The organism is Limosilactobacillus coleohominis (genome assembly GCF_016901675.1).
Classification (GTDB): Bacteria; Bacillota; Bacilli; order Lactobacillales; family Lactobacillaceae; genus Limosilactobacillus; species Limosilactobacillus intestinavium.
The window spans coordinates 1-10,793 of sequence record NZ_JACJKU010000053.1; the positions used below are offsets into that span (position 1 = coordinate 1).

Sequence of the window (10,793 nt, forward strand, 5' to 3'; positions counted from 1 at the left end):
TTAGGGTCTGTTATGCCAAGTAGTTTTCTAGTATTATTATCCATGGAGGTAACCTTCTTTCAATGTGTTTTGGCGATTTCATTGTAACAGAGGTTTACCTCTGTTTTTTGTTTAAAACACAAAAATGGCATTGGTATAGAGATGAAAAATCTCTAACCAACACCATTTGGTGTAGAACCCTTTTTGTTACCCGTTAAGCGACTTAACGTGGTTGAACAATGTGATTATTTTGAATATATTGTTGAAATTCATCATAGATTGGTTGGAAAATTTCAATATCATCTTGTTGAACGAGCATTTCCTTAGGGAAGAAGAAGCGTTTGTCACCTGCTTCCCGTCCGGTAATGCTGGCTACCAAGGTACTAACTTCAGATAGTTCAACTAATTCCCCATTTTTTTGAATCAGTTCAATTTGACTCTGTGGTTGGGAATCCTTTGGGTTATAAGTATCATAGGGGAGCTTATAGCTGGAATTGGTAGCAGTGTAGTATTGATCATTAAAACCGGCAGTTGAAATCAGATCACGCAATTTAGGAAGCAACGTAGCGGTTTGTTCATCGTACAGAACTGATTTTAATGGTCGCCGGTTCAGAAACCGTTGGGCCAAGTCGCTTAAAATATCGTCTCCTGAATCACGCCAATGCAAGAAATAGGTTGTTAACACTCCGTCGTCTAGTGATAAGTAATCGTTTAAGGTGTAGTGACCATTAAAAAATGGCATCAACATGTGCGGAGTAAATACTGGCGAATAATCATTAGGGTGCTTATAAAGATATTTCGCCCGCATTAGAAGGTGGTCTAAGATCACTTCCATAGAACGGGATACCGGGTGAAAGTAGATCTGCAGGTACATTTGGAGTCGGCTAATAATGTAATCCTCCACAGCATGCATTCCTGAAATTTCAAAGGCAATCCCATTTTTAATTGGTCGCATTACCCTTAACACACGATCTAAATCGTATTTACCGTAATTGGTGCCGGTATAGTAGGCATCACGTTGGAGATAGTCCATTCGGTCAGCATCGACTTGACTAGAAATCATTTGCACTACCTGTTGGTTTGGATATGTGTGGTCAATGACGCTAGCTACTTGTTGTGGAAACTCAGGGCTGACCCGTCGTAGAATCCGGTTAACATTAGTCTCAGGGCTAGTGATGATTTGGCGGGTAATCGCTTCGTGGTTGGTATGGAAGATGTGCTCAAAGGTGTGTGAGTATGGTCCGTGGCCAATATCATGAAGGAGTGCAGCAGTGAGTGCAATGGGCCGTTCGTTATCATTCCACAACCCATCGCCCGGGGTCTTGCTGGGATAATTTCGTTGAAAATGATTGCACATCCGCCGAGCAATTTCGTAAACTCCTAAGCAGTGACCAAATCTGGAATGTTCAGCGCCGTGAAATGTGAGAGAAGTTGTTCCCAACTGTTTGATACGACGCAGACGTTGAAATTCGGGAGTATTAATTAAATCGAGGATAATTTGATTATCAACGATGACATGACCATGGATGGGATCACGGAATACTTTTTCTTTTGGTAAATCTTCATCTTTAAAACTCATATTGTGCTTCCTAACGTCTAGTTTTTCTTTAATTATAACGAATTGACTACGAAACCGCACTAGTAGCGTTAATAACTGGGGAAGTTTATAATATATAAAAAACGTAAGGATGGCGAGGAACAATTAAGGAAGTACATTCTGTTCAGGTTCATTTAAAAACAGCAATGACCATGGGAGACCAAACGGAAGAGTTTGAATTTAACGAAGAGGGGCAATTAATTCGTTTAAACGGCGGCCAAACCTACTTGCGGTATATTGAACACCAGGATGGTCAAGAGACCCCGGTTAAATTTCGTTTGGATGGTGACGCTGTTCAACTAGATCGTCATGGAGCGCGAGAAACACGGTTAGTTTTTCAAACCGACCAGGAGACAACGACTCGTTATCAAACCGAATATGGACCAATTCATTTGGTTGTTCATACTAAAGAACTGGTAAAAGAGATTGATTTTGCTAATTGTCACGGAATGGTGAAAGCAACTTATTTGTTAAAAAACAACGGGCAAGTATTAGGAAGTTATCGAATTCAATTGCAATTTCAAGCCTAATATTGTAGTATGTAGTTTAGACTTTTTGAAGGGATGTGCACCAATTTGGATTTAAAGGTTTTCGATGGCCAAGATAAGTCAGAACTTTCAATGATTGAAGTTGCGCACGCAATTTTAGCTTATCATGGTGAAGCAATGGCATTTGCCGACCTAACAAATGAAATTCAACAGTATCTTGGCAAGAGTGATGAGGAAATTCGGGAAAGACTCTCCCAGTTCTACACTGATTTAAACGTCGATGGTAGCTTTATTTCCCTAGGTGACAATACGTGGGGGTTACGTGCTTGGTATCCATATGACTCCATTGATGAAGCCACTGTTGGTGAATCTGACGATGACGATGATGATCGTCCAACCAAGCGTCGTCGTAAAGTTAATGCCTTCTTAACAGGTAGTGACGACGATGATGACGTAATTGACTACGATAATGATGATCCGGAAGATGACGATCTTAACGATACTGATGATTCCGACGATTATGATGATACTGATGATTATGATGACGATAATCCAATGGATGATGATACTGCGGATGACGACATCGAGAATCACTTATCAGAATTACACAGTGACGACGATGACTATGATGATGGTGACGAAGAATAAAATTTCTTCTTGACTATTGGAATGGGCCTTTGTATTATTTTACTTGGGCTCCCAAGAAAGCTTGGGACATCTCGTTTTAATAGCTCCCTATTTCAATATGAAATGGGGAGTTTTTTCGTTTGTAGCGTAGAGAATAAAGGAGAGTAAAGAATGACGAAGTACATTTTTGTAACTGGTGGGGTTGTTTCATCACTTGGCAAAGGAATTATTGCAGCATCTTTAGGACGATTACTGAAAAACCGTGGATTAAAGATTGCAATTCAAAAATTTGATCCATACATTAATGTTGACCCAGGAACAATGAGCCCATACCAACATGGGGAAGTATTTGTGACTGATGATGGTACAGAAACCGACTTGGACCTTGGACACTACGAACGTTTTATTGATAATAACTTGAACAAATACTCAAACGTGACAACAGGAAAGATTTATTCTGAAGTGTTACGTAAAGAACGCCGTGGTGATTACTTGGGTCGGACAGTCCAAGTAATTCCGCACATTACAAACATGATCAAGGAAAAGATCAAGCGGGCTGGTGAAAGTACAAGCGCTGACGTTGTCATCACTGAAATTGGTGGGACCGTTGGTGATATCGAATCACAACCATTTATGGAAGCCATTCGTCAAATGAAGAAGGAAGCTGGTGCGGATAACGTGCTTTATATCCACGCCACATTAATTCCATATTTGCGAGCAGCTGGTGAAATGAAGACGAAGCCAACTCAACACAGTGTACGCGAATTGCGTGGCTTGGGGATTCAACCAAATATTTTGGTAGTGCGGACTGAACAACCAATTACCGAAGAAATGCGGAAAAAGATTGCCTTATTCTGTGACGTTGATCCTGCCGCTGTTATCGAATCACTGGATGTTCCAAACTTGTATGAAATTCCATTGAATCTTCAAAAGCAAGGAATGGATCAACTGGTTGTTGACCACTTTAAGCTTGATGCACCGGTGGCTGATATGCGTGATTGGACGAAGATGGTTGATCACATTGAAAATGATTTAACTAAGACGGTTAAGATTGCCATGGTTGGCAAGTACACTGATCTTCAAGACGCATATATTTCAGTTAACGAAGCTTTGCGTCACGCGGGTTATCCTGTTGATGCGGATGTGAAGGTTGATCACTTCAATGCTGAACACATTAATGAAGACAACGTCGCTGATGTATTAGGCAAGTACGATGGGATCTTAGTGCCAGGTGGTTTTGGTAACCGTGGTGTCGAAGGGATGATCACTGCTATTAAATATGCCCGTGAAAATGACGTTCCTTACCTTGGTATTTGCCTAGGAATGCAAACCGCTTGCATCGAATATGCACGGGATGTGCTTGGCTACAAGGATGCTAACTCAACAGAATTTGATCCAAACACCAAGCATAATATTATTGACCTAATGTCTGACCAAGAAGGAATCGAAGACATGGGTGGTACACAACGTTTAGGTGCTTACGATTGCCGGCTTAAGCCAGGTACAGTTGCAGCAGCAGCTTATGATAATAAGCCATTAATCCATGAACGTCACCGTCACCGTTATGAATTTAATAACAAGTACCGTGATGAAATGGAAAAGGCTGGGTTAGTGGTTTCTGGTATTAATCCAGAACGGAACTTGGTCGAAGTTGTTGAACTACCAGAAAACAAGTTCTTCGTAGCAGCACAATATCACCCAGAGTTCTTATCTCGTCCAAACCATCCAGAAGGGTTGTTTGGTGCATTTGTTAAGGCTGCTGTGCAAGGTAAGTAAAATGATTCGTGGGGAGTTGTTATCTATCCATAAGAGGCGATAGGGGTCTGATGTTCAGTTTACTGAACGTTTGGCCCCTATTGTTTGTTGTATTGCGTTAATAATTGTGACCTGCTTTAAATTTGTCAGAGTTGCTTTTAAATTAATTTGAAGAATGTTTAATTATTTGGTGAAAAGGTTGTAATTTCACAGTTTGTTCTTTATTATGTTTATTGACTGTTTAAATAATTATTATTAACTTTGAAACTATTACATAAAAAAGATTACTAAATGATTAAGTGAGGAAAGATCAATATGAAAAAACTGATCATTCAAGGAGGAAACCGAATAGCTGGTGAAGTAACCATCGGTGGTGCTAAGAACAGTACTGTAGCACTCATTCCAGCAGCTATTTTGGCTGATACGCCAGTTCAGTTTGATACTGTGCCTGACATCTTGGATGTTCATAACTTGATGATTATTTTGGAATCAATGAACGTCAAATCCAGTTTTACCCATGGGGTATTGGACATTGATCCAACACAGATTGTTGAGGCAGAACTACCGAGTAAGGCAATCAAGAGTTTACGAGCATCGTATTACTTTATGGGAGCACTTCTAGGACGTTTTCACCGCGCAACTCTGACCTTCCCCGGCGGAGACAATATTGGCCCACGCCCAATTGACCAACATTTAAAGGCATTTGAAGCTTTGGGGGCTAACGTTAGTGAAAAAGCTGGAACTGTACACCTTGATGCACCAAATGGTCTCCATGGAGCACGGATCTTTATGGATATGGTATCTGTAGGTGCCACCATTAATGCTATTTTGGCTGCAGTACGAGCTGAAGGAACAACCGTCATTGAAAATGCGGCCCGTGAACCAGAAATTATTGACTTAGCGACTTTCTTAAACAACATGGGTGCCAAAATCCGTGGTGTCGGAACTGACGTGGTGCGGATCACAGGTGTTGATACTTTACAATCAATGAACACGCACACGATCATAGCCGACCGGATTGAAACTGGTACATACTTATCATTAGCAGCCGCCCTTGGTGATGGTGTAATGCTGAAAAATGTGATTCCTGAACACTTGGAAGCATACACTAGCAAATTGATGGAGATGGGCGTTGATTTACAAATTGACAGCGACAAGATTTACGTACCAACTGTTAAGGAATTAAAACCTGTCCATGTCAAAACCATGCCATACCCAGGCTTTGCAACTGACCTGCAACAACCGTTGACGCCACTGATGGCTAAAGCAAATGGTGAAAGTGTCGTGGTTGATACGATTTATCCAAAGCGGGTTAAGCATATCCCAGAATTACAAAAAATGGGAATGAAGATCAGTGCTGCCGATGGCAAGATCATTATTGACCATACCGATGAACTGCATGGCGCTGATGTTGAGGCCGGTGAAATTCGTGCAGGGGCAGCATTGGTAATTGCTGGTCTAATGGCCCATGGCACAACAGTGATTCATAAGGCTGATAATATTTTGCGTGGCTATGACCGGATTGTTTGGAAACTAAACCGGTTAAATGGTGACGTTAAGATTGAAGATGAAGATTAATAAGTTTGCGTTCATCGTAAATTTATGTTATTCTGTCATAGTTGTAAAAATAACTATGTTTCAGGCAATGATTCATGGCAAAGGAGCGTATAAATTATGAAACAAGGAATTCATCCAGATTACCACTACGTAGTATTTGAAGATTCTTCAACTGGCTACAAGTTCTTGTCTGGTTCTACTGCTACTTCAAAGGAAACTGTTAAGTGGGAAGACGGTAACGAATACCCATTGATTCGGGTTGAAGTTACTTCTGACTCACACCCATTCTACACTGGTAAGCAAAAGTTTACTCAAGCAGATGGTGCTGTCGACAAGTTCAACAAGAAGTACGGTTTCAAGAACAACTAATCTGTTTAGATACCAAAAGATCCTGGCATTTGCCAGGATCTTTTTTTACTTAGTTTGTGATTTTAAAGGGAAGTAGACGTTGACGATGAATAGGAGCATGTTGACGAGAACTAAGAAAGCCGTGGATAAAAATACTGCTCCGTAATCAAATAATCCCGCAACGAACCCACCAATTAACGGGCCGAGGATGTTACCGATATACATGAAACTCTGGTTCCAACTAAAAATCCGACCAGTTAATTTAGATGGTGAATTCTTAGTTAGCAACGTTTGCACTTGTGGGAACAATGAAGCATCGGCAATGCCGATGATGAAACGTAAGATCCCAAGTTGCCAGGGATTCTTGACGAAGGCACTAGGGACAAAACAAAGAATGCTAATAATAAATCCCATGATCAGAATTTTCTGAGTACCAATTCGGTCACCAAGTCGCCCCAACAGTGGAGCAGCAAACATGGTGGCCACCCCGGGGAGGGCAGCAATTACCCCACTAACGAAAGTAACTCCCTTGCCACCGTGCATCAACTCTTTAATAAATAATGAAATGATGGGGTTAATGGAATTATTAGCAGCTTGGATAATCATGGTAGTGACCAGCAAACCGAAGATAATTCGGGGAGATGTCAACTCATGAATCACACCGCTAGCCTTATCAAATTGTTTACCCTGAACGGGTTGAAAACCTTCTTCGTGAACAAAAAAGAGACATCCTAAAAAGATGACAAAAAGAATAGCACCTGTGATGAAGAACGTTACCCGATAACTAAAGATTTCTGCCAGGGTTCCTCCCAAAAGTGGTCCCAGAAGGTTACCGCCGGTGACCCCAGCGGCCATGGTACCAAGTGCTTGCCCGGACTTTTCCTTAGGGGTTTCGGTGGCAATTAATGCGTTGGAATTACTAACAAAACCGGCAAACACTCCTTGTGCCATTCGGAGGGCAATCAGTTGCCAAACATTAGTAACTAATCCCATCGCAGCAATTACAACCGCCATTCCTAACGATGCTCGGAGAATCATGGGCTTGCGCCCCTTTTTATCTGCTAATTTTCCCCAATAGGGAGAAACAATTGCGGAAACGCAATACATGACCGCAAAAACGACCCCTGAATAGAAGTTTAACTGTTGGTGGGTGTAGTGACCTAGGGTGGCGATATAAAGTGAGAGGAATGGCATGATTTCTGAGAAGCCCATTCCTGCAAAGAAAACGCCCACAGCTAGGACACGAAGATTGCGGACCCACACTGGCCGCCGCTGTTTAGACAAAATGACACACTCCTTAGTTAAAATGATGTATACTAGTAATGATTATCTTAACACTAACTAAAAGTAGGTAACAGTATGAAAAAAAGAGAATGGCTTCGTTGGACAACCATTGTAATACTGCTGGTTGTCAGTTTGGCATTAATTTTTAACCAACAAATTAAATATTATTTGGTAAGGACTTACCACCCACAGGTGACGAAGCAGACGGTACAGCAAAATAATGCCAAAAAGGCCAAATATGATTTTAGTAATGTTCAAGATTTAAACTTACAGTCAGTGGCCAAGGCACGGGCACGAAAGCAATCAATTAATGTTATTGGTGTGATTTCCATTCCTGCAATTAAGATGTCAATTCCAATTGGTAAAGGGGTAGATAACAACACGTTAGCTTTGGCGGCTGGAACAATGCGGGCAGATCAAAAAATGGGACAAGGCAACTATGCGTTAGCTGGTCATAATATGGCTCATGGCTCGCGAATTCTGTTTTCGCCATTGTACTATGATGCGAAAGTTGGCCAAAAGATTTACCTTACTGATATGAACCGAATTTATGAATATCGTATTAATGAACGAAAATTTATTGATGCTTCCAGGGTTGATGTAGTTGAAAATACTCCCCAAAAGATTGTGACCTTGATTACTTGTAATGCAACGGGGTCACGACGGTTAATGATTCGGGGAAATTATGTTAAGTCCATGCAGTTTGAAAAGGCACCACAGTCTGTTCAAAAGAGTTTGAGCAAGGGCTATACTAATCGGTAGGGAGCGTGACAGAAGTCGTTTACGACTTCGTTTTCACGCCCCCGTAAGCAACAATAGGGGCCTAGCGCTCGGTTTACCGAGTGCTAGGCCCCATTGTTGTACTGCGCTGTTCGTATTTAATGATTGTAGTCTGACTAATGATACAGTACCTTTTATATGTGGTGCTCAACATAATCGAGCCAGTATGGTAATGCTTCATGAAGAGCATCGTAAGTTTTCTGAAATTCATGAGTGTACCACGGATCAGGAATGGATTGACCAGCCTTGCCAGGGACTAAGTCATAAATGCCATGAATTTTTGACTTGGCAGACTGAGGAGCGATAGCACGCAAATGGCGTAAATTCATATCGTCCATGCCAATAATTAAGTCAAAATTATTGAAGTCGTCTTCTGTAATGGGACGCGAAACCAGGTCTTGTCCTGGTAAATCATATTTAGCCATGATTTTGCGGATGCCAGGATAAGGGTGATTTCCTTCTTCTTCACTACTGGTACCTGCAGAATCAATTGTAACCTGGTTCGCCAGTCCATGATCGTTAATCATTTGTCGAAACATAGCTTCGGCAAGCGGTGAACGACAGATATTACCTAAGCATACAAATAAAACTTTCATATTCATCCCTCACTTTTAATTCCATCATACGGAATTTAGCTTTAAAAAGCTAGTTTTCTTAGGAAAGACTTAACTTTTCAATGCCAAGGTGACCTGGTATCATTATTACAAATAAGCAAAGGAGAGATTGTTAATATGACTGCGATTATTGTTATTGTTGTCGTCGTTCTATTGGTTTTACTGTATATCAGTATATACAACAGTTTGGTGCGGATGCGGACCAACGCGCAAGAATCTTGGAGCCAAATCGATGTTCAATTACAACGGCGTAATGATTTGATTCCTAACCTGGTTAATACTGTTAAGGGTTACAGTAAGTACGAAGCAAAAACGTTAGAACAGGTCACATCATTAAGGCAACAAATTGCTGAGTTGCCAGCCAACGCCCATCAAGAAAAGATGGCTGTGTCTGATAAGTTGACCGGTGCGCTGAATTCTTTATATGCAGTTGCTGAAAACTATCCTGATTTAAAGGCCAGCAGCGAATTTAGCAAATTGATGGAAGAGTTAAGCAATACAGAAAATAAAATTGCCTACTCTCGTCAACTATATAACTCCACCGTGGCAGCCTTTGATGCTAAGATCCAAACTTTCCCAAGTAATCTAGTAGCTGGGATTCACCACTTCACTAAGATGGACTACCTTCAAGTTCCAGATGATGCTAAGAAGAATCCTCAAGTGGACTTTAGTGATTTAAACAACTAGTGGGGATGAAGGAATGCTTTATCAACAAATTGCCCGCAATAAGCGGATGACGGTTGTGGTAATGGTTGCTTTCTCTGCATTGGTAGCGTTAGTAGGTGCGGCGGTCGGGTACCTTTTTGCAGGTAGTGCTTGGGGCGGTGTGATTATCGCCTTAGTGATTGCCCTCATCTATGTTTCAGTAATGGTGGGGCAATCGACAGACGTTGTCATGAGAATGAATAATGCGCATGAAATTCATTCTGCCGATGAAGCTCCAGAGTTGTGGCACGTTGTGGAAGACATGGCGATGGTTGCCCAGGTTCCCATGCCACGGGTTTTTATCATTGATGATCCTAGCCCGAACGCATTTGCAACTGGAAACAATCCAGAACACGCTGCGGTAGCTGCTACCACAGGACTATTACAAGTGATGAACCGTGAAGAACTGGAAGGGGTCATGGGACATGAAATGTCACATGTCCGCAATTATGATATTCGTCTTCAAACCATTGCGTTAGCATTAGCATCTGCAATTGGTGCGTTAACTGGGTTTGTTAGTCATATATGGTGGTTTGGCGGAAGCAATCGTGATGATGATCGTGACGGTGCCGGTGTGATTGCGATTCTTGGCTCTATTTTGATGATTATCTTGGCACCATTGGCTGCCTCTATTGCTCAAATGGCGTTGTCAAGGAACCGGGAATATTTAGCAGATGCTGGTTCAGTTGAACTCACACGGAACCCGCATGGATTAATTTCCGCATTAACGAAGCTCAAAAACGCCACACCAATGAAAGATCCGGATCCTAATAGCTCAGCATTATATATCAGTGATCCTGAAAAAAACGGTAAGCATCATTGGTTTAGTCACCTCTTTGATACACACCCGCCATTGGATGACCGTATTCAACGACTAGAAAATATGTAGATTAATTTGGGGCTCTAACCATATTGGTTGGGGTCCCATTTAATTTGCTAATTTGGTGAAAGAAAATCGCCACTGCATTTTTTGCGTTTGGTAATTATTGTGACCATATTAGTAAAGTGCTATAATTAAACATCGATCATTAACTGGATGAAAGAAGAAGAGGATTACTC

Annotated in this window: 11 protein-coding genes; 8 read left to right on the plus strand and 3 right to left on the minus strand. The window is 41.4% G+C overall.

Going from position 1 to position 10,793, the window contains the following annotated elements:
* Nucleotides 1-202 precede the first annotated feature (202 nt).
* On the minus strand, nucleotides 203-1,558 hold the full coding sequence (locus H5975_RS05765; protein WP_204785257.1) for an HD domain-containing protein: 1,356 nt from the start codon (nucleotides 1,556-1,558) through the stop codon (nucleotides 203-205).
* 122 nt (nucleotides 1,559-1,680) lie between these two features.
* On the opposite strand from H5975_RS05765, the gene H5975_RS05770 reads away from it, so the two are divergent.
* The 5 genes from H5975_RS05770 to H5975_RS05790 all read left to right on the plus strand — a co-directional run bounded on the left by H5975_RS05770 (nucleotide 1,681) and on the right by H5975_RS05790 (nucleotide 6,372).
* Nucleotides 1,681-2,106 (plus strand): DUF1934 domain-containing protein, encoded by a 426-nt coding sequence (locus tag H5975_RS05770; RefSeq protein ID WP_304133671.1) that lies wholly within the window; start codon nucleotides 1,681-1,683, stop codon nucleotides 2,104-2,106.
* A gap of 45 nt (nucleotides 2,107-2,151) precedes the next feature.
* Nucleotides 2,152-2,712, plus strand: coding sequence for a DNA-directed RNA polymerase subunit delta (gene rpoE, locus H5975_RS05775; RefSeq protein ID WP_204785259.1), 561 nt, complete (start codon nucleotides 2,152-2,154; stop codon nucleotides 2,710-2,712).
* A gap of 150 nt (nucleotides 2,713-2,862) precedes the next feature.
* Entirely contained in the window at nucleotides 2,863-4,467 is a 1,605-nt protein-coding gene (locus H5975_RS05780) for a CTP synthase (protein ID WP_178660325.1), read from the plus strand.
* A gap of 294 nt (nucleotides 4,468-4,761) precedes the next feature.
* Nucleotides 4,762-6,024 carry a UDP-N-acetylglucosamine 1-carboxyvinyltransferase gene (locus tag H5975_RS05785; protein ID WP_204785260.1) on the plus strand — a complete coding sequence of 421 codons (1,263 nt, stop codon included), beginning with the start codon at nucleotides 4,762-4,764 and terminating at the stop codon, nucleotides 6,022-6,024.
* Between the two features lie 96 nt (nucleotides 6,025-6,120).
* Nucleotides 6,121-6,372 (plus strand): type B 50S ribosomal protein L31, encoded by a 252-nt coding sequence (locus tag H5975_RS05790; RefSeq protein WP_006917318.1) that lies wholly within the window; start codon nucleotides 6,121-6,123, stop codon nucleotides 6,370-6,372.
* A 45-nt stretch (nucleotides 6,373-6,417) separates the two neighbouring features.
* Here H5975_RS05790 and H5975_RS05795 read toward each other — a convergent pair whose 3' ends face one another.
* Complete coding sequence (locus H5975_RS05795; protein ID WP_428832685.1) at nucleotides 6,418-7,638, minus strand: MFS transporter; 1,221 nt, start codon at nucleotides 7,636-7,638, stop codon at nucleotides 6,418-6,420.
* Between the two features lie 72 nt (nucleotides 7,639-7,710).
* Between H5975_RS05795 and H5975_RS05800 the strand changes: the two genes are divergently transcribed.
* Entirely contained in the window at nucleotides 7,711-8,397 is a 687-nt protein-coding gene (locus H5975_RS05800; protein ID WP_204785262.1) for a class A sortase, read from the plus strand.
* Between the two features lie 152 nt (nucleotides 8,398-8,549).
* On the opposite strand, the gene H5975_RS05805 is transcribed toward H5975_RS05800, so the two are convergent.
* Nucleotides 8,550-9,011 carry a low molecular weight protein-tyrosine-phosphatase gene (locus H5975_RS05805; RefSeq protein WP_204785263.1) on the minus strand — a complete coding sequence of 154 codons (462 nt, stop codon included), beginning with the start codon at nucleotides 9,009-9,011 and terminating at the stop codon, nucleotides 8,550-8,552.
* 135 nt (nucleotides 9,012-9,146) lie between these two features.
* Here H5975_RS05805 and H5975_RS05810 point away from each other — a divergent pair, with 135 nt between their 5' ends.
* Together H5975_RS05810 and htpX are read left to right on the plus strand one after the other, a co-directional pair.
* On the plus strand, nucleotides 9,147-9,716 hold the full coding sequence (locus H5975_RS05810) for a LemA family protein (RefSeq protein ID WP_178660335.1): 570 nt from the start codon (nucleotides 9,147-9,149) through the stop codon (nucleotides 9,714-9,716).
* Between the two features lie 13 nt (nucleotides 9,717-9,729).
* Nucleotides 9,730-10,623 (plus strand): zinc metalloprotease HtpX, encoded by an 894-nt coding sequence (gene htpX, locus H5975_RS05815; protein WP_204785264.1) that lies wholly within the window; start codon nucleotides 9,730-9,732, stop codon nucleotides 10,621-10,623.
* Nucleotides 10,624-10,793 lie beyond the last annotated feature (170 nt).